Source organism: Blautia sp. OF09-25XD (assembly GCF_003482095.1).
Classification (GTDB): Bacteria; Bacillota; Clostridia; order Lachnospirales; family Lachnospiraceae; genus Fusicatenibacter; species Fusicatenibacter saccharivorans.
Window position 1 is genome coordinate 56,480 of sequence record NZ_QUMG01000018.1, and the last position, 19,912, is coordinate 76,391.

A 19,912-nucleotide genomic window follows, 5' to 3' on the forward strand; every position below is an offset into this window, starting at 1 on the left:
AATACTTTCGTGGTTTCTTTTGAAAAGATTCCGCGAAAGTATTTTTTTGATTTACAGGAAACTTCGTTGAATTTTCCTGTAAATTAAAAAAGCCCTCCGGGCAGGATCGCACTGCGGCGGACGGGAATTATGTCGCTGAAGCGACCCGCCGCAGGCGGAGAATCCTGCAAAGCAGGATTCTTTCTTGTTTACGAGAGCAGTGAGTCGGGATTCGCGCCTGCATTTTCCGTGGTTTTCCGTTTCTTCCGGATTCGGAACTGCTTGAAAATGCCCCGAATGGCAGCGTAGAGCTCCGGCTTTAGTTCTTCAAGCGGAACCGGCTGCTGGTACAGGATAGCATTGTAGCTTGTACCGCTTACAAGCTCCAGAATCATATAGAACATCAGCTCCGGTGAGCGATACGTATATGCTGCATGAGAGAGCAGAGATTCATAGATGGTGTAGATGGCCGGCGTGTCGGCAAACGGAGCAAAGGTAAGAGAGTTTTTGAAGAATCCCCAGCTCAGATGCTTGGAAATCAGCGTCACGAGGCTGTGGTTGGCGGCAAACTGGTCGAGGATATTGTCGGTGATAAAAAGCACCTGCTCTTCAAAATCACGGATATCCGGGTGGCGCAGCAGATCTGTGTAGGCGGCCTGAAATACCTGACTCGCCTTATGTGCAATCAGATGATTCCGAATATCGTACTTATCTTTGAAATAAAGATAGAAGGTACCTTTTGCAACGCCGGCGTTATTCACGATATCCGAAATGGATGTTTTACTGAAGCCGTTGTTGATAAAAAGTGAGAAAGCAGAGTCCAGAAGGGACTCACGTTTCATTTGTTTGTTGTTGTCAATTTTTCCCACAGAGAGTCTCCTTTCCTGAAAGATATCAGATCATGTGTCATTTACTTAACTATAATTATAGTTAGAATGCATGGAAACTGTCAAAGGGAAAATGACTAATTTTCTCATTTTTGTGACTATGCACGAAGAAAAAAATGACCGATCGTCAATTTTGTGCAGTATTTAATGTTGACTAAGAGTCATTTTTGCGTTATAACATTAGATGATTGAAAGGCATAGGAAAAACATCCTCGATCTGAGGGAAACAGTATCCCGCAGTATCTTACTCCGAGCGGGTTTTACTTCTCTTATGATCCTGGATTTCATCATAAAAAACCATTATAAAAACCACAGAAAGGAAGTTTATCACAATGAATAGAAACAGAAAACTGAGAAAACAGATGATGTCTGGTCTTGCTGTTGGTATGGCTGCTGTTATGGGAGCTGCTCCGGTTTATGCAGCGACAGGAGAGGACGCAGCGGTTTCCAAAGAAGAAATCGTATATGTAAATGCAAATGCAGACGGATCGGAAGATCAGATCACCGTATCCAACTGGCTGAAGAACGCAGGAACGGAAAAGAACCTGAAAGATGAGAGTGAACTGAAGGATATCAAAAACGTAAAGGGCGACGAGGAGTTCACCCAGAGCGGAAACGAGCTGACCTGGCAGACAGACGGCGAGGATATCTATTATCAGGGAACAACCACAAAAGAACCTCCGGTTTCCGTGAAGTTCACCTATTATCTGGACGGCAAGGAAATCAAACCGGATGACCTGGCCGGAAAGAGCGGAAAACTGAAAATCAAAGTTGACTATACAAACAACACAAAGACAACGGTTGACATCAATGGCAAGAAAGAGACGATGTACACCCCATTCGTCCTGATGACCGGAATGATTCTTCCGCAGGATACTTTCTCCAATGTCAAGATCGACAATGGTAAAGTCATTTCCGATGGAAGCAGAAACATCGTAATCGGATTTGGTATGCCGGGCCTGCAGGAAAGCCTGGGATTAAATTCCGATTCCCTTGAAGATCTGGTATCCGGTGACAGCGATTTCGAACTGCCGGAAAGCCTGGAGATCACTGCAGATGTGGAGAACTTCTCTCTGGATTCTACCTTCACCGTTGCACTTGACGATGTTCTCGACACCATCGATACCGACAACATCACCGGATACGATGATCTGAAGGATGCACTGAGTGATCTTGAGGATGCTGCAATGGAACTGGTTGACGGTTCCAAGGCACTCTCCGATGGTGTGGATACTTTAAAAGACAGCTACAAAGAGCTGGATGACGGTATCGGAACGTTAAAAGACGGCGCTGACGAGCTGAACAGCGGAGCCGGCACACTGGCAAGCGGAGCCGGCACACTGGCAAGCGGAGCATCGACTCTGGCAAACGGAACTTCTACTCTGAACAGCGGAGCTTCTACCTTAAACAGCGGAGCAGCTACCCTGTCCAACGGAGCATCCACCTTAAGCAGCGGAGCTTCTTCCCTGGCAAGCGGCGTAAACTCCTACACCGAGGGCGCTGATACCCTGAATAAAGCAATCCAGACGTATCTTGGAAAGAACGGTGTGCTGACTGGAAGCGTAACCGAGTATGTAAACGGTGTGAATAAAGTCGTTGCAGGCGTAAAACAGTACACCGACGGAACAACACAGCTGTCCGACGGCGTTGCTTCTTATGTAGCAGGCGAGAAACAGCTTGCAGCAGGCGCTGAGCAGCTTCAGCCTCTGGCAGACGGCCTGACCGAGGTAAACAGTGCAATCGCAACACTGAACGTAGCACTCGACGGAAAAGATGAGAATGATATTTTAGCAGGAGCAAAACAACTCTCCGAAGGACTGACCAGTTTGAACGAGCAGCTGCAGAGCACCGATGTACAGAGCCTTCTGACGATGGTAGACGGTATGACCAGCACCGGTTCTACCCTGATCTCCGAGACCGAGGCACTCTCCGGGGTTCTGAACACCACAATCGCAGGATCTGTCAACAGCATGATGACAAACGGCAGCGAGCTGATGAGCCAGATGGATACGCTGTCCAAAGGACTTGAGAGCTACTTAAGCGGTCTGGAGGCACAGATCACGAATCAGGCAACGCAGATGGGAACCCAGATGGCAGCACAGGTTCAGGCATGGGCAGACGGAGCAGCAGCACAGCTGAACCAGGAAGCAACAGCAGCAGCACAGAGCGCAGCTGATACAGCAGCAAGCCAGGCATCCGCCGATGCAGCAAAACAGGCAAATGATCAGCTCTCTGCAGCAGCAGCTACACTGGATGCACAGATTTCCGCAGCTAAGAGCGCTGGAAATACAGAGCTTGCCGATTCCTTAAGTAAAGCAAGAAACCAGATCGGAAGTGTCAGCGTTTCCGCTTCCGCCGGAACCGTTTCGGTTACTCCGGTTACAGCTCCGCAGATTACCCTTCCGGAACTGAACTTCGAAATCGAGCGCCCGGATCTCTCCGGTCTTGCAGCAATGCAGCAGAAGATGAGCGACATCAAGAGCCGATACAGTGATCTGCAGAAGACGGTTGCAGCTCTGATGCCGCAGCTTGAGACCATGAAGAAACAGATGCAGACCATCACCGATAATAAAGCAGTTGTTGAGCAGAATCTTGGTGCAATGCAGAAACTGACCGCAGGTGTGGCACAGCTTGATGCAGGCGGAAGCACTCTGTACAAGGGCATCGATACTCTGTCCGCAGGTGTGAGCCAGCTGTACAGCAGCACAAATGAGAGTTTTGCAAAAGCAACAGCAGGCATCAATGCATTGAACGCAGGATTTACTCAGCTGAGTGCTTACAATGATACGCTGCTTTCCGGCGCAAGCCAGCTGAAAGCAAATGCACCGGCTCTGGTTGAGGGTGTTACGACTCTGCAGGGCGGCACGACACAGCTGACCGCAGGTCTTGGACAGCTGGGAAGCCAGTTAAGCGATGGATCTGCAAAACTTTCTGCAAACAGCGGAAGCTTAAGAAGCGGTGCTTCTCAGGTAGCAGGCGGAGCATCCCAGCTGGCAAGCGGAGCCTCCACACTGGCAAATGGAACTTCTTCCCTGGCAAGCGGAGCTTCTGAACTGAACAGCGGAGCTTCTACGCTGGCAAGCGGAGCATCTACGCTGGCGAGCGGAGCTTCTACACTGGCAAATGGAACTTCTTCTCTGGCAAGCGGAGCTTCTGATCTGAAATCGGGAAGCAGCAAGGTTGTTGATGGTATTGACGAGCTGTCCGATGGGGCGAAAGAACTGGCTGACGGTACGAAGAAGTTTGAAGAAGAGGGTACCAGCAAGCTGAAGAGTACCTTTGAGGATGATCTGGGAGATGTACTGGATCGGATTCAGGCGCTGAATTCGGATAAATGTGCTTATACTTCTTACAGTGGTAAGGCAAATGGAATGGATGGAAGCGTGAAATTTATTATCGAGACTGCAGCAATTGAAGCTGCGGAAGAGTAATGTGATTCCACGGTAGATTGTGAGGCCGCCTGCGGTCGGGATATTTTCCCCGACCGCAGGCGGCATTTACGTTAGGTGGGGTGCAAAAAGACAAAAAATAAGAACAGCCCGCGGATATGCGGGCTGCTCTTTCATAATGAGGGGGGAGATAGTTTTGAGTGGTTCATCAACTATCTGAGATATAGTATAGTGAAGAAATGTGAGCAAAGTATGTCTATTTTCTAAAAGAAACAGTAAATTTCTAAAGAATAAGTGAATCCATCCATTGAGTAAATCACTTCCGTCCGCCAAAACGTAGATGGGTCCCCAGGCGCAGCGGAGCGTCCGCCCCCCGCGGTGCCTGGGGGTCGTATCCTCCCGTCCTATTCAAAAGAAAGTTTCCGGTTCCCATAACTCTTCCGGTACTGTCCCGGCGTCATCCCGGTGAGCTTTCGGAAAGCCGTGGAAAAATTATGCGCATCCTGAAATCCAACGTTATAGGCAATCTGAGAGACAGTGTGATTCGTGTCCGTCAGCTCAGCCATTGCGCTGTCCGTTTTGGATTTCAGGATGAACTGCTTCAGTGTCATTCCGGTGCCCTCGTGGAAGAGGGAGGAGAGGTATTTGTCGTTGTAGCCGAAATAACGGGCGAGTTCGGTGACTTTGAGGGACTCGCTGCTGTGGTACTGGATGTAGCTGATAATGTCCTGCAGGATCTGCGTCCGCTGCGTTTCGGAAGTGTAGGTGCGGTAGAAGGGGCTCTGACAGTTGATTTCGCCGAGAACAGCGGCAGTCAGGCTGTTGTTGAGGAACGTGTTGTGGAAACGCAGGGAAGTGTCCTGGAGCTGCTTCATGAGGATGATGACGCGGTTCGGGGAGGAAAGCGTTCCCTGGCGCGGGATGCATAACGTTTCGGGGTAGTTGGATGGAAGCTGGGCGGGAGCGAGGTCCTCAAGGCGGTAGGAGGATGGCGGTGCAGCATGAAACTCATCCAGAACCGATCCGGCGGTCGGGTCAGAAGGAGCGACGATCGGTGCGGAGGGGATACCCGGGATAAAATGGAGCCAGTAGAAAGAGCAGCTTCCCTTTTTCGAGCCATGCTGATGGACGGTCGGCGGCAAAAGAAGATATTCGCCGGGGTGAACCTCGTAAGAGCGGCGTTCGTCCGCGATAAAAAGCGTTCCTTCCGTCACAACCATCAGTTCAAAATTGACGAGATTCCGTGTCAGGTGCATCCACTCCGGGGACGGGGACTGGAATTTGCCGCAGAGGTCGTAGGTAAAACAGGCGGCATCTGGAAATAAAACAGAGATCATATGACTTTTTCAAACCTTTTCAAACATTCTTGTATTTTAAACGGCGGTCCGTTTTGCTAAAATAAAACTATAGAAAAACAGGAAAACAGCCGTCAAAAGAAGTGTAACGCTTCCCATCCCTGAAAGCAAGGAAAATATCTTTTTCAAACCAGGAGGCGGCGGAAGACAACGAAAAAGGAGACCGAAAAAATGGATCAGAAAAACTTCAGCAAACCATTATCCCTGGCAAAAGTCCAGGTTACTGATGCATTCTGGAAAAAAGAGATGGAGCTTGTCCGCACCGAAGTAATTCCGTATCAGTGGAATGCCTTAAATGACAATGTTCCGGGAGCAGCACCGAGCTTCTGTATGCGGAACTACCGCCGCGCCGGTGAAGTTGAAAAAGAGCGGAAAGCAAAAGGAGACAAATTTGTTCAGATCAAATATCCGCTGGATACTTTTGAGACACTGCCGAAGGATGGCAAAATGGACGGAAGATTTTATGGCTTCCTGTTCCAGGATACCGATTTTACCAAATGGGTGGAGGCAGTTGCGTACTCCCTGACACAGCATCCCGATCCGGAGCTGGAAAAAACGGCAGATGAAGCAATTGAAGCTGTCTGCGCAGCACAGAGAGAAGACGGATACCTCGATACCTACTATCTGATCAACGATCAGGATATGATTTTTACAAACCTTAAGGACAACCATGAGCTGTACTGCTTCGGTCATCTGACGGAAGGCGCCGTAGCCTATTATCAGGCGACCGGAAAAGACCGTCTCTTAAAAGCAGCAGAGCGTTTCGCGGACTTTATTGCCAGCAAACTCGGTCACGGCGAGGGTAAAAAAGCGGGTTATCCTGGTCACGAAATTGCAGAGATGGCTCTGATGCGTCTCTATGATCTGACCGGCGAGCAGAAGTATCTCGATCTTGCAAAATACTTCATCGACGAGCGCGGAACAAAACCATACTATTACGATATCGAGCGCGGTCTGACCTGCCCGGAGGGCGAGGAACGATATAGCTACAATCAGGCAAACCGCCCGGTGCGTCAGCAGGATGAGGTGCAGGGGCACTCCGTACGCGCCGTATATCTCTATTCCGGCATGGCGGATGTGGCAAGGGCAACGCAGGATGAGAGCCTGCTGAAAGCCTGTGAAACTCTCTGGAACAACATGGTGCATCAGAAAATGTACGTCACCGGCGGAATCGGTGCCACTCATATAGGAGAGGCATTCTCTTTCAACTATGACCTGCCAAACGATACCGCTTACGCAGAGACCTGTGCATCCATCGGTCTTGTGTTCTTTGCTCGCCGCATGCTGGAGATTCAGGCAAAAGCAGAGTACGCGGATGTGATGGAATTAGCCCTCTACAATGGCGTTCTCTCCGGAATGGCGCTCGACGGAAAGAGCTTCTTCTATGTCAATCCGCTGGAGGTACTGCCGGAGGCATGTCACAAGGATGAGCGGAAATTCCATGTAAAACCGATCCGTCAGAAATGGTTCGGCTGTGCCTGCTGCCCTCCGAACCTGGCAAGAACGGTAAGCTCAGTTGCATCTTACGCATACACGGAAAACGACACAACCCTGTTTGTCCACTTGTACATGGGTGGAACAGTGGAAGGAGAAAAAGTAAAAGCATCCATCACTTCCGAATTCCCGTGGGACGGCCATGTTTCCGTGACCTGCGAGAGCGATACCAAAGAGCCGTACACCTTTGCATTCCGCATCCCGGGATGGTGTGCTTCTTATGAAAAAGAGATTCCAAAAGGCGCAGAAGTGGAAGAAAAAGACGGGTATCTGTATGTGACAAAAGTATGGGCGAAGGGTGAGACGATCCGCCTGAACTTCCCGATGGAAATCCAGCTTCTGGCATCCAATCCGCTTGTACGCGAGGACGCCGGCCGTGTTGCCGTAAAACGAGGACCGGTTGTTTACTGTATGGAAGAAGCAGACAACGGAAAGAATCTGCATTTGACAAAACTCTGTGTGAATGGTGAAAAAACCGCAGAAGCAGCCGATGAGCTGGGCGAGCACTTTGTGTGCGTAACGGCCGAGGGACGTCGCATGAAGCTGGGCGATGCGGAAAAACAGCCGTTGTATCATCTGTATCAGAAAGAGGAAGAGGAAAAGACGAAACTGAAGCTGATTCCATATTATATGTGGAACAACCGAGGTGAGGGCGAAATGCAGGTATGGATCCGCGCATGTGAATGATTTTATTAAAGAAGAAATAAAAAACTCCGGAAAAGGGATGGCTCCTGATGCAGCCTCCCCTTTTTTCCGGAGTTCTTGTTATGCCAAAATATGAGAATCCTGCAAAAAAGAAAGTGAATTTTTTGCAGGATTCTTTGTGCTATTGGTACAGATTATTTTCTGCTTCTCATAGAAAGACTGCCGAAAGCAGAAGAAACGGCGGGCAGAATCACGAGGACGACCGCAAGGACAATCATTCGATCCACAAAGTCTGTCATGGCCTGTACAACGCAGACAGAGAGAGTCAGATTCATACCGAGGCTGTGAAGCAGCTGCACCAGCACAGTGGAGCCGGAGGAAGTAATTCCACCGAAAACAACCGCGGTGATTGTGGAACTTACCACAGTACCCGGAAGTGAGATCACAAGCGCTGCCGGAAACAGCTTCCAGCCCATGGAGCGGAGGGAAAGACTCTCGCTGCGGGATCCTGCCGTATGGGACGGGCGGAGTCTGCGGAATACAAGGCCGGCAACGAGACCGATGACAAGCTGCACCGGAATATAGTAAAACGCATAGACATCACTCGTCATGCCGGAAATGAGTCCGGAGATCAGTCCCGGAACGAGGCCTGCAGCAGGTCCGAACAGAGCGGCTGCCAGAACTGTTCCGATGGAGTCCAGATAAACCGGAAGACGCAGCAGCAGAGCAATGGTACCGCCGAGAATATTGATGACACCGCAGAGCGCGAGTGTCGTGAGTTTTAACGTACGGTTAGTATTCATCATGCCTCGCCTCCCTTCTGAAACATCGTCTCATGTGGGAAGACCGGCGGTGCGGTGAGAATCTGGTCGAGAACCGGTGCGGATTCCTCCTGCGGCACGCCGAGAACGCGCTCAAAGAACATCAGGAAGAAACGGCGCACATCGACCTGCGTCAGAATGTGGCTGTTCGGTGCTTTCTGATAAAAATTCATGGCATCCACAACCGTCTGTCCGATGCAGAGACCTCCGGTTTCTACCTGCGTATACGCATCAAAACCGCTGCAGAGCGACGGATCCACAAGATAAGCGGCCGCGAGCGGATCGTTGATCACGCATCCGATGACCTTTTCCTGCTTCCAGTGGAAATCAAAGTAGAAGCGCGTCAGCTCCTCAATGCGGGTTCCGACTCCTGGATTTACGCATTTCATATATTCCACAAGATTCGGCGTCAGGACAATTTTTCGTGTGACATCCAGCCCGATCATATGAAGTTTTTTGCCTGCAAGCTGCGGCAGCTCGGAAAACGCGCGGAATACTTCGGCTGCGGCATCCGGGTCGCACCAGTAATTGTACTCGGCAACCGGGGAGCAGTTTCCATGGCTCTTATAGCTTCCGCCCATGGAGACAAGAGACATCAGGTTTGTCAGGCACTCCGGTGCGCGGGAGATGACTTTTGCAAGGTTCGTCATCGGTCCGAGGGCAAGAATGGTAACATCAGGGGTTGCTTTTAAGGTTTCGATCAGGAAAGAAACAGCGTCCTTGTTTGGCGTAAGGCCTTCGGCATCCGGCCAGCCCGATTCGCCGAGACCGTCCATGCCGTGGGTGTCCATCGCGTCCACGTAGTCGCGGACCAGAGGCGTCTCCTCGCCGACATAAACCGGGACATCTGGTTTTCCAATCATAGAAAGAATTTTGAGGGCATTTTTAGCGCCCATAGAAGCGGGTACATTTCCGCTGACTGTGGTGATGCCGACAAGATCCAGCTCTTTCGAAGCCGCGGCAAGCATCAGGGCGAGAGAATCGTCGATGCCCGGATCACAGTCGATAATCAGTTTTTTTGCATTCATTTTCCAATCTCCTTTGATGAAAATTTTGAGATACTTGGTTTTTTATACTGGGAAGTTCACGAACCAGTCCGGACACCCGTAAAAAGGCGGGAAAATCCGATTATATAAATGCACGGGAATGAGTATAGCACAGATTCAAAAAAGAATCCAGCAAAAAGAATCGAGTAAAAAGAATTCAGTAAAAACAAGCCTTGCCTGTTGGAGAAAAATCGAGTATGGTATATAAGCGTAGAACAAATGAGAATATATGAGAATATATGAGAATATATGAGAATATATGGGAGATAAAAGCATGGCAGATGGATTTTTAGCACCAACGGGAAGATTCTATCCAAAAACAGAAAATTTTCATGCGCAGACCGCGCGGGCAATTCTAGGCCCGGAAGGTCAGACGGACGAGCCGATTCAGGAGCTTTTGCGCCGGGGATATATTTTATTTGTGGGCTTCCACAAACCAGGTGAACCGGAAAATCTCCATGCCGATATGGATTATGTGCTCGGCGGACCGGGACACCCGGCGACAGAAGGGCAGAAGGCATGGATTGCGGAACATGTAGAGGAGTTGTCGGGAAAACAGCAGTTTGACATCAACAACGATGAGATAACCTTTCAAAGATTCTACATCAGCAACATCCGTATGTTTCCCTGGTGCAGGGGCTGCGCAGAGGAAAAAGCGCGCGAGCTCTGGGGAAATGCACAGAGTGAGGAAAAACCAAAACGGTGTGATGCGTGCCCGGCTTTCGAGACCGTCCGCTTTAGAGTATGTCTGAAAAATCATTTCCGCAAACAGCCGGTTTCGTTTTTATATCGCTGAAGCGACCCGCCGCAGCCGGTGAAGTCTGAAAGCCTGCAAAGCAGGATTCTTTCGTGTACACGTTCTGACGAAAAAAATGTCAGAAAATAATTGGATGAGAATATAATAGGAAGAAAAAACACTTTTATATAGTAATGCAGCAATGGGGAAAATCCGCAAAAAGCCGCGTGAACACGCGATTTTTACGAATTTTCCCCTTGACTTTTGATAGGACAGACGATATAATAAACGAGCGTGCGTAAAAGACTGTTTCTTTTGGCGCGCAAAAAGCTGCAAAGCATTTATGTTGAACAAAAGCAGCCGTATGAAACCCCGTGGGACACACGGAGAAATCTATCAGGAGGTGAAATGGAATGCCAACATTCAACCAGTTAGTAAGAAAAGGCCGTGAGACTTCCGTAAAGAAATCTACCGCGCCGGCACTGCAGAAAAGCTACAATTCTCTGAGAAAGAAATCCACAGATATGTCTTCTCCTCAGAAGAGAGGTGTGTGCACAGCTGTTAAAACTGCTACACCGAAAAAACCTAACTCAGCTCTTCGTAAAATCGCCAGAGTTCGTCTTTCCAACGGAATCGAAGTAACAAGTTACATCCCAGGAGAAGGTCACAACCTTCAGGAGCACAGCGTTGTTCTGATCCGTGGAGGAAGAGTTAAGGACCTGCCAGGTACCAGATACCACATCATCCGTGGTACACTTGATACTGCAGGTGTTGCTAACAGAAAACAGGCCCGTTCTAAATACGGTGCTAAGAGACCGAAAAAGAAATAATTAAGTAAAACGAGTTCGAGATATATCTAGTATCACAAAAAAAGCGAAATGTTGTGCGTTATTCCATAAATCCCCACGGCTGCGGATTTATAGAGAATTTACACGCGCGGACATACTGCAAATAAGTGTGAGTACCGATGATTTAATCGAATGATGGTTAAGGAGGGAAGTAACGTGCCACGTAAAGGACATACTCAGAAAAGAGATGTTTTAGCAGATCCGTTATACAATAACAAAGTGGTAACCAAGCTGATCAACAACATCATGCTGGATGGTAAGAGAGGCGTTGCCCAGAAAATCGTATACGGCGCATTTGCTAAAGTAGAAGAAAAAGCTGGAAAACCAGCAATCGAAGTATTTGAAGAAGCAATGAACAATATCATGCCGGTTCTTGAAGTAAAAGCAAGACGTATCGGTGGTGCTACTTATCAGGTACCGATCGAGGTAAGACCGGACAGACGTCAGGCTCTTGGCCTTCGTTGGCTGACCGCTTATTCTCGTAAGAGAGGCGAGCGTACCATGGAAGACAGACTGGCAAACGAGATTCTGGATGCATCTAACAACACAGGTGCTTCTGTGAAGAAGAAAGAAGAAGTTCATAAGATGGCAGAGGCTAACAAGGCATTTGCTCACTACAGATTCTAAGAGGAGGAAAATCCGTTGGCTGGAAGAGAATATCCATTAGAGAGAACCAGAAACATTGGTATTATGGCTCACATCGATGCAGGTAAAACAACCCTGACCGAGCGTATCCTGTACTATACCGGTGTTAACTACAAGATTGGTGATACTCACGAAGGAACTGCTACCATGGACTGGATGGAACAGGAGCAGGAGCGTGGTATCACAATTACTTCAGCTGCTACAACCTGCCACTGGACTCTGGAAGAGAACTGCAAGCCGAAACCGGGCGCTCTTGAGCACCGTATCAACATCATTGATACCCCAGGCCACGTTGACTTTACCGTAGAGGTAGAGCGTTCTCTTCGTGTACTGGACGGCGCTGTCGGCGTGTTCTGTGCAAAAGGTGGTGTAGAGCCTCAGTCTGAGAACGTATGGCGTCAGGCTGATACCTACAACGTACCGCGTATGGCATTCATCAACAAGATGGACATCCTTGGTGCTGACTTCTACAACGCTGTAGATCAGATCAAGACCAGACTTGGTAAAAATGCTATCTGCCTTCAGCTTCCAATTGGTAAGGAAGATGAATTCAAGGGAATTATCGATCTGTTCGAGATGAAAGCTTACATCTACAACGACGATAAGGGCGATGATATCTCCATCGTTGATATCCCGGAAGATATGAAAGAAGACGCTGAGCTGTATCACACCGAGCTGGTAGAGAAAATCTGCGAGCTGGATGATGAGCTGATGATGCGTTATCTGGATGATGATATCCCGTCTGTAGACGAGATGAAAGCAGTTCTGCGTAAAGCTACCTGTGAGTGTACAGCTGTACCGGTATGCTGCGGTTCTGCATACAGAAACAAAGGTGTTCAGAAACTCCTGGATGCGATCCTTGAGTACATGCCGGCTCCGACCGATATCCCGCCAATCGAGGGTACCGATCTGGACGGAAACCCGATCGTAAGACATTCTTCCGATGAGGAGCCGTTCTCCGCACTGGCATTCAAGATTATGACAGACCCATTCGTTGGTAAGCTGGCATACTTCCGTGTGTATTCAGGAACCATGAACTCCGGTTCTTACGTACTGAATGCAACAAAAGATAAAAAAGAGCGTGTTGGACGTATCCTTCAGATGCATGCAAACAAACGTATGGAGCTGGACAAAGTTTACTCCGGTGACATTGCAGCTGCAATCGGATTCAAGTTCACCACCACAGGTGATACCATCTGCGACGAGCAGCATCCGGTAATCCTTGAGTCTATGGAGTTCCCGGAGCCGGTTATCGAGCTGGCTATCGAGCCTAAGACAAAAGCAGGCCAGGGCAAACTGGGCGAGTCCCTTGCAAAACTGGCTGAGGAGGATCCGACCTTCCGTGCACACACCAATCAGGAAACTGGTCAGACCATTATCGCTGGTATGGGTGAGCTGCATCTGGAAATCATCGTTGACCGTCTGCTTCGTGAGTTCAAAGTAGAGGCTAACGTAGGTGCTCCGCAGGTTGCATACAAAGAGACCATTACCAAACCGGCAGACATCGACAGCAAATATGCAAAACAGTCTGGTGGACGTGGACAGTATGGTCACTGTAAAGTTAAATTCGAGCCTATGGATGCAAACGGCGAAGAGATTTACAAATTCGAGTCTACCGTTGTCGGTGGAGCTATTCCGAAAGAGTATATCCCGGCTGTAGGCGAAGGTATCGAAGAGGCTATGAAAGCCGGTATCCTGGGAGGCTTCCCGGTAGTCGGTGTTCATGCAAATGTATACGACGGATCTTATCATGAGGTCGATTCTTCTGAGATGGCATTCCACATTGCTGGTTCTCTGGCATTCAAGGAAGCTATGCAGAAGGGTGCTCCGGTTCTTCTTGAGCCTATCATGAAAGTCGAAGTTTCCACTCCGGAAGATTACATGGGTGATGTTATCGGTGATATCAACTCCCGTCGTGGTCGTATCGAGGGTATGGATGACATCGGCGGCGGAAAGATGATCCGTGGATTCGTACCGCTGGCTGAAATGTTCGGTTACGCAACAGACCTTCGTTCGAAAACTCAGGGACGTGGTAACTACTCCATGTTCTTTGATAAATACGAGCAGGTTCCGAAAAACGTACAGGAAAAAGTTCTGTCTGCAAAAGCAAAATAATTTGAGAAACCGTACTGGTTGTGCAGTCCTTACCGGCTGCACAGCCTGAATGTATATCTTTTTCAAAGATTTCCCTTGCAAATAGGACAGAAATGCAATATAATCAGACTTAGCAGGTTTACGATTCAGGTGGGTTCCTGCCACCAATTTAGTCTCAAAAAAGCCCACTGGGCGCAATTTTAAGGAGGACATTTTAAAATGGCTAAAGCTAAATTTGAAAGAACAAAACCGCATTGTAACATTGGTACCATCGGCCACGTTGACCATGGTAAAACAACTCTGACCGCAGCTATCACAAAAGTACTTTCTACCAGAGTAGAAGGAAACACTGCTGAGAACTTCGAAGATATCGATAAAGCTCCGGAAGAGAGAGAGCGTGGTATCACAATCTCTACTGCACACGTTGAGTATCAGACAGAGAAAAGACACTATGCACACGTTGACTGCCCAGGCCATGCTGACTATGTAAAGAACATGATCACTGGTGCTGCACAGATGGACGGAGCTATCCTTGTAGTAGCTGCTACAGACGGTGTTATGGCTCAGACAAAAGAGCACATCCTTCTGTCCCGTCAGGTAGGTGTACCTTACATCGTTGTATTCATGAACAAATGCGATATGGTAGACGACGAAGAGCTGCTTGAGCTGGTAGACATGGAGATCCGTGAGCTGCTGAACGAGTATGACTTCCCGGGAGATGACACTCCGATCATCCAGGGTTCTGCTCTGAAAGCTCTGGAAGATCCGGCTGGCCCATGGGGAGATAAAATCATGGAGCTTATGGATGCAGTAGATAGCTGGATCCCGGATCCGCAGCGTGACACTGATAAAGATTTCATCATGCCTGTAGAGGACGTATTCACCATCACTGGTCGTGGTACTGTTGCTACTGGCCGTGTTGAGGCTGGTGTTCTTCATCTGAATGAGGAAGTTGAAATCGCAGGTCTGAAAGAAGAGACCAAGAAAACTGTTGTAACTGGTATCGAGATGTTCCGTAAACTCCTCGATGAGGCTCAGGCTGGTGATAACATCGGTGCTCTGCTTCGTGGTGTTCAGAGAACAGAGATCGAAAGAGGACAGGTTCTGGCTAAACCAGGTACCGTTCACTGCCATACCAAATTTACCGCTCAGGTATACGTTCTGACAAAAGACGAGGGTGGCCGTCATACTCCATTCTTCAACAACTATCGTCCGCAGTTCTACTTCCGTACAACTGACGTAACAGGTGTTATCACTCTTCCGGAAGGAACTGAGATGTGCATGCCTGGCGATAACGTAGAGATGACCATCGAACTGATCCACCCGATCGCTATGGATCAGGGTCTTACCTTCGCTATCCGTGAGGGTGGCCGTACCGTTGGATCAGGCCGTGTTGCTACTCTGATCGACTAATTTCGGTTATCTATGAGCAGTGCAAATTCGGAGAGTAATGACCGGTGGGAGCTTGCTCACACAAGGGCATTAGTCGGAGAATTTATAGGGCGACAGCCCGACCGAGATGGAGCGAAGCGAAATCGAGGAAAGCACTGCGGGAAATAAAATATAATTGTATCGAAAGATACTTGTGCTCAAACGTAAGAGACCCCGGCGCCGTAAGGCGGCCGGGGTTTTTCTGTTTTTAACCAAAAGAAACTTATCATATATAGCAGGATATGATATAATTTTTATTAGTTGAAATAAAAGAGAATAAGAAAGGAAAAAAGGATGGACTACTTGGAGGCAATTGATGAAACCTCTTATTTATCAGTACCGAATGCAATGGAGAGAACTGCTGCAGTGCGTGGGAGTTGTGCCGGATAATATTTCTTCCCTGGTACATGCGTTTGGAATTCGTTTGAAAAAACAGGAGATATGGCATCCAGCATATGAAGCCTTTTGCCGATGCGGGGAACCGTATGTGCTTATCATGGAAAATCTGAAGGGTATTACAGAAGTACAGCCTGTCGGAACGTGTGTATACATTGTGGAAAACGAAATGGTATTCAGCTATCTTATGGAACAGGTGCAGGGAAAGAATGTGTCGCTGCTGTGTACGTCGGGACAGCCGCGGTATGCAGCATTAAAACTGATTTCGTTGATCGTACAGAGTGGGATTCCCATTTACTACAGTGGAGGTCTTGACCCGGATGGGATTGGAATTGCCGACAGACTCTGGCAGCGGTTCGGAAACAGAATCCAATTCTTTGGAATGTCACCAGAGGATTACCGGAACAGTCTTTCAAAAGAAGTATTTGGAGAGAATGGCAGAAAAAAACTGGAACACATTTGGCACCCGTTATTAAGAGAAACGGCGGAACTGGTAAGGAAAACAGGAAAAGCGGGATATCAGGAAAATACTTTAAAAGAGCTTTCCGAGAAGCTTGTCGGATGTGATCAAAACCAGAATCTGTAAAATACGAATTGTGAATGATGGGAAAAGATAGAACAGAAAGGATTTTACCAGCATGATTACAAAGGCGGACATCAAACAGGAGACGAATTCTGTATCATATAACCGTGGAAAAAAGATCTATGAAGAACAGAAAGTGCATGCTTTTCAGGTACAGGAAATGGAGGATATTTTCGGATATCAACTGCATAAAATTACAGCTGTCGTAGACGGAAGCGGAAAAAATATGTATTGTGTCAGCGTTTCTGTAGATGAAGAAATGTCTGAAATTATGGAAGATGATTGTGATTGTCCGGCACATGAGCAGTACTGGGGATTGTGCAAACATTGTGTCGCTGTTTTGCTGTACTATCTTGAATGGCGGAAAAAAGAGAGAAAAAAACTGGAAGAAAAAGTGAGAAATGACGAAGAACATCAGGAACTGGAGCAGCTTCTTCGTGCTGTCGGCGTGAAAAAAGGAATGGAAGAATTCCAGGGAGAACATAAAATTGTCAGAAAAGTAGTAAAACCAACACCAAAAGCAGAGACGAGCCCCGGTTTTTCTGAACTGCTTTCACATTATGCGATGCGGGATCAGGTTGCTTTTCTGCCGAAAGCAAAAGCAGGTCAGGTTAAACTGGAAATTCATCTGGAGAGCCAGTTTGACGATTCCTTTCGGGCAGAATTTAAAATCGGAAGCAAAAGGATGTATGTATTAAAAAGTGTTTCAAAAATGACAGCAGCTGTAAAAAATATGGAAACGGTCAGCTACGGTGCACAGCTTTCTTTTTTGCACTGTATGGATGCTTTTGAAGAAGAAAGCCGTCCGATGGTAGAATTTCTGAGCGCATATACCATGGAACGCGGCTCATGCTATCAGATAGGTACCGGCAGCTATGCGTCCTGCTTTGATGACCGTTATGTGATGATTTCTGTGCAGAATATGGATGAATTTTTTGAGGCTGTTGGCAGCCAGGAGTTCTTTTGTCGTACGAACTGGAGAGAAGAAAAACTGTGGCACTGCCAGGAGGGGATGCCACAGTATGAAATGAAGCTTTTACGGAAAGCAGATGGCCTAAAGGTACAGATGTACGCGGATCCCATTTTTTATGGCAGAAAATATTTGTATTTTCTTTCAGAAAAAAATACAATTTACCGAATCCCAAGGGAAGAGATAGCAGAAGTCTGCGAATTCCTGGAATATATGGAGCGATGTCCGGACGGAGTCTGTGAAATTGCAAAAGAAGATATCCCGACCTTCTGCCAGGGACTTCTCCCGGTGTTGGAGGAACATTTTAAGGTAAAAAAAGAAGAAAAGCTGGAATTACAGCAGTATCTTCCGCCGCAGGTGGAATTTCAGATTTATCTGGATGCGCCGCAGCATGATATGATTACCTGCGAACTTCTGGCTGTCTATGGCGAGAAAAAATACAATGTTTTTGCAGATGCAAACGATATCCATCAGCTTTCCCATGGCCGTGATGTACGGAAAGAAGCAGCGGCAAACCAGCTCGTTCGATCCTGTTTCAGCGCCTATGATGCGCGGAAACATCAGATGCTTCTCCAGGGAGCCGATGAGATGTATGAGTTTTTAAGCAGCGGTATGGAAGATCTGCAGAAACTGGGCGAAATTTTTGTTTCTGACCGGTTAAAAGCGATCCGTGTCATCCCGGCCCCGAAAGTTTCTGTCGGTGTATCCCTCGCAGAAAATGTACTGGAACTTCATTTGAATCCGGGCAATTTTGGCATGGAGGAACTGGCAGAGATTCTTTCAAAATATGACCGGAAAAAGAAATTTTACCGCCTGAGGACCGGTGAATTTATGGATATGGACGAGGACGGTATCCGCGTTCTCTCGGAACTGCGGGAAAATCTGCAGATCTCCGAGGCAAAGCTGAAGAGAGGCGAGATCACAATTCCGAAATACCGAGCACTCTACCTCGATACCCGTTTAAAAGAGCAGGATGATCTTCAGGTTGAGAAAAACCGCGAGTTCCGTATGCTGATCCGAAATATGAAAACTGCAGAGGAGAACGATTTTGAACTTCCGGACAATCTGCAGGCACAGCTCCGTGAATATCAGAAAACAGGATTCTGGTGGCTGAAAACCTTATGCCAGAACGGCTTTGGCGGTATTCTGGCGGATGATATGGGACTTGGAAAGACGCTGCAGACCATCGCCTTTCTCTTATCTGAAATGCAGGAAGCACCCGAAAATGCAAATCGTCGCTCTTTGATCGTTGCACCGGCATCTCTCGTCTATAACTGGGAGAGCGAATGTGCCCGCTTTGCTCCGGAGCTGCAGACGAGACTCGTCGCCGGCACACAGGAACAGAGGAAAGAGATGATCCAAAATGCCGGTATGCAGGATATTTTGATTACCTCGTACGATTTGCTCCGCCGCGATATCGAACTGTATCAGGATCTCCCGTTCTTCTGCGAGATCATTGATGAGGCGCAGTTCATCAAAAATCACGCAACGCAGGGAGCAAAAGCCGTGAAAACGATCCATGCATCGTTCCGCCTGGCATTAACCGGAACACCGGTAGAAAACCAGTTAAGTGAACTATGGAGCATCTTTGATTATCTGATGCCGGGATTTCTCTATGGATATCAGAAATTCCGCGAGCAGTTTGAACTTCCGATTGTGCGGAACGGCGACGAAGAAAGATTAGAACGTCTGCAAAAGATGATCCGTCCGTTTATTCTGCGCCGTCTGAAGAAGGAAGTGCTGAAGGATCTGCCGGACAAAATTGAGAAAAATATGGCTGCCTGCATGGAACAGAAGCAGAAGGAGCTGTATCATGCACATGCCCAGCGGCTGGCGCTTATACTGCAGAACCAGACAGAGGAAGAATTTGCCGATTCCAGGTTCCAGGTGCTCTCTGAACTGACGCGGCTGCGTCAGCTCTGCTGTGATCCTGCGCTTGTTTACGAAAATTACGAAGGCGGTTCGGCAAAACTCGATCTCTGCATCGAGCTGATTCAGAGTGCCGTGGAATCCGGCCACAAAATCCTGCTGTTTTCCCAGTTCACTTCGATGATCGAGATCCTGACCGCGCGTCTGCAGGAAGAAAGCATCAGCTGCTTTGTCCTGCAGGGAAGCACGAAAAAAGAGCGGCGTGCACAAATGGTGGAACAGTTCAACCGGGATGACACGTCTGTATTCTGTATTTCCCTGAAAGCAGGTGGAACCGGCCTGAACCTGACCGGCGCGGATATCGTCATCCATTACGATCCATGGTGGAATGTTGCTGTTGAAAATCAGGCGACAGACCGTGCACATCGTATTGGGCAGAAAAATGTTGTGACGGTATACAAATTGATTGCAAAAGGAACCATCGAGGAAAAAATCATCAAGCTTCAGCAGATGAAAAAAGAGCTGGCGGAAGAGATCCTCTCCGGTGATGAAATTAAGACAGCATCCTTTCAGAGAGAGGAACTGCTTGAGCTTTTGGAAGAACGGTTCTGAAACCGCGAAAAGCAGAAAAAGATTTGATGTAAGGACGAAATGCAGCAGCAATGCAGGAAAATATAAAAGGGATACGTTTCTGTCATACCCTGAAAACGGGCGGACAGGAAAC

At 48.1% G+C, this 19,912-nt stretch carries 13 protein-coding genes and 1 riboswitch; of the genes, 9 read left to right on the top strand and 4 right to left on the bottom strand.

Annotated elements, in window-relative coordinates; genetic code table 11:
- Positions 1-188 precede the first annotated feature (188 nt).
- Positions 189-848, bottom strand: coding sequence for a TetR/AcrR family transcriptional regulator (locus DXA93_RS13845; protein ID WP_117805062.1), 660 nt, complete (start codon positions 846-848; stop codon positions 189-191).
- Between the two features lie 350 nt (positions 849-1,198).
- Here DXA93_RS13845 and DXA93_RS13850 point away from each other — a divergent pair, with 350 nt between their 5' ends.
- Positions 1,199-4,297 carry a hypothetical protein gene (locus DXA93_RS13850; protein WP_119208584.1) on the top strand — a complete coding sequence of 1,033 codons (3,099 nt, stop codon included), beginning with the start codon at positions 1,199-1,201 and terminating at the stop codon, positions 4,295-4,297.
- Positions 4,298-4,659: 362 nt separating this feature from the next.
- Here the strand turns inward: DXA93_RS13850 and DXA93_RS13855 are convergent, their stop codons facing one another.
- Positions 4,660-5,592: an AraC family transcriptional regulator gene (locus DXA93_RS13855; RefSeq protein WP_119208587.1), complete on the bottom strand. Its 933-nt coding sequence runs from the start codon at positions 5,590-5,592 to the stop codon at positions 4,660-4,662.
- A 189-nt stretch (positions 5,593-5,781) separates the two neighbouring features.
- Here DXA93_RS13855 and DXA93_RS13860 point away from each other — a divergent pair, with 189 nt between their 5' ends.
- On the top strand, positions 5,782-7,791 hold the full coding sequence (locus tag DXA93_RS13860; RefSeq protein ID WP_119208589.1) for a glycoside hydrolase family 127 protein: 2,010 nt from the start codon (positions 5,782-5,784) through the stop codon (positions 7,789-7,791).
- Between the two features lie 152 nt (positions 7,792-7,943).
- Here DXA93_RS13860 and DXA93_RS13865 read toward each other — a convergent pair whose 3' ends face one another.
- Both DXA93_RS13865 and DXA93_RS13870 read right to left on the bottom strand, forming a co-directional pair.
- A complete protein-coding gene (locus DXA93_RS13865; protein WP_022463255.1) occupies positions 7,944-8,555 on the bottom strand; it encodes an ECF transporter S component in 612 nt (203 codons plus the stop codon).
- The gene (locus DXA93_RS13870) at positions 8,552-9,598 is read right to left on the bottom strand and encodes a nucleoside hydrolase (RefSeq protein ID WP_119208591.1); all 1,047 of its coding nucleotides are present in this window, start codon (positions 9,596-9,598) and stop codon (positions 8,552-8,554) included. Before DXA93_RS13870 ends, DXA93_RS13865 begins: the two co-directional genes overlap by 4 nt.
- A 28-nt stretch (positions 9,599-9,626) precedes the next feature.
- A riboswitch (PreQ1 riboswitch) is annotated at positions 9,627-9,671 on the bottom strand.
- 219 nt (positions 9,672-9,890) lie between these two features.
- Here DXA93_RS13870 and DXA93_RS13875 point away from each other — a divergent pair.
- From DXA93_RS13875 to DXA93_RS13905, 7 genes are all read left to right on the top strand, one after another.
- Positions 9,891-10,412: a hypothetical protein gene (locus DXA93_RS13875; RefSeq protein ID WP_119208593.1), complete on the top strand. Its 522-nt coding sequence runs from the start codon at positions 9,891-9,893 to the stop codon at positions 10,410-10,412.
- Positions 10,413-10,765: 353 nt separating this feature from the next.
- The gene (gene rpsL, locus DXA93_RS13880) at positions 10,766-11,182 is read left to right on the top strand and encodes a 30S ribosomal protein S12 (protein ID WP_022463258.1); all 417 of its coding nucleotides are present in this window, start codon (positions 10,766-10,768) and stop codon (positions 11,180-11,182) included.
- A gap of 174 nt (positions 11,183-11,356) precedes the next feature.
- Positions 11,357-11,827 (top strand): 30S ribosomal protein S7, encoded by a 471-nt coding sequence (rpsG, locus tag DXA93_RS13885; RefSeq protein ID WP_022463259.1) that lies wholly within the window; start codon positions 11,357-11,359, stop codon positions 11,825-11,827.
- Positions 11,828-11,842: 15 nt separating this feature from the next.
- Positions 11,843-13,960 (top strand): elongation factor G, encoded by a 2,118-nt coding sequence (fusA, locus tag DXA93_RS13890; protein ID WP_118659528.1) that lies wholly within the window; start codon positions 11,843-11,845, stop codon positions 13,958-13,960.
- A 198-nt stretch (positions 13,961-14,158) separates the two neighbouring features.
- Positions 14,159-15,352, top strand: a complete 1,194-nt coding sequence (tuf, locus tag DXA93_RS13895; RefSeq protein ID WP_022463261.1) for an elongation factor Tu — start codon at positions 14,159-14,161, stop codon at positions 15,350-15,352.
- 334 nt (positions 15,353-15,686) lie between these two features.
- A complete protein-coding gene (locus tag DXA93_RS13900) occupies positions 15,687-16,352 on the top strand; it encodes a DUF2399 domain-containing protein (protein WP_119208594.1) in 666 nt (221 codons plus the stop codon).
- Positions 16,353-16,404: 52 nt separating this feature from the next.
- A complete protein-coding gene (locus DXA93_RS13905; RefSeq protein WP_118601388.1) occupies positions 16,405-19,800 on the top strand; it encodes a DEAD/DEAH box helicase in 3,396 nt (1,131 codons plus the stop codon).
- Positions 19,801-19,912: the final 112 nt, after the last annotated feature.

Coding starts and splice junctions, on each gene's coding strand:
- DXA93_RS13905 (WP_118601388.1), top strand. CDS start 16,405: ATGATTACAAAGGCGGACATCAAACAGGAGACGAATTCTGTATCATAT.
- DXA93_RS13875 (WP_119208593.1), top strand. CDS start 9,891: ATGGCAGATGGATTTTTAGCACCAACGGGAAGATTCTATCCAAAAACA.
- DXA93_RS13855 (WP_119208587.1), bottom strand. CDS start 5,592: ATGATCTCTGTTTTATTTCCAGATGCCGCCTGTTTTACCTACGACCTC.
- rpsL (WP_022463258.1), top strand. CDS start 10,766: ATGCCAACATTCAACCAGTTAGTAAGAAAAGGCCGTGAGACTTCCGTA.
- DXA93_RS13865 (WP_022463255.1), bottom strand. CDS start 8,555: ATGATGAATACTAACCGTACGTTAAAACTCACGACACTCGCGCTCTGC.
- DXA93_RS13870 (WP_119208591.1), bottom strand. CDS start 9,598: ATGAATGCAAAAAAACTGATTATCGACTGTGATCCGGGCATCGACGAT.
- DXA93_RS13900 (WP_119208594.1), top strand. CDS start 15,687: ATGAAACCTCTTATTTATCAGTACCGAATGCAATGGAGAGAACTGCTG.
- tuf (WP_022463261.1), top strand. CDS start 14,159: ATGGCTAAAGCTAAATTTGAAAGAACAAAACCGCATTGTAACATTGGT.
- DXA93_RS13860 (WP_119208589.1), top strand. CDS start 5,782: ATGGATCAGAAAAACTTCAGCAAACCATTATCCCTGGCAAAAGTCCAG.
- DXA93_RS13850 (WP_119208584.1), top strand. CDS start 1,199: ATGAATAGAAACAGAAAACTGAGAAAACAGATGATGTCTGGTCTTGCT.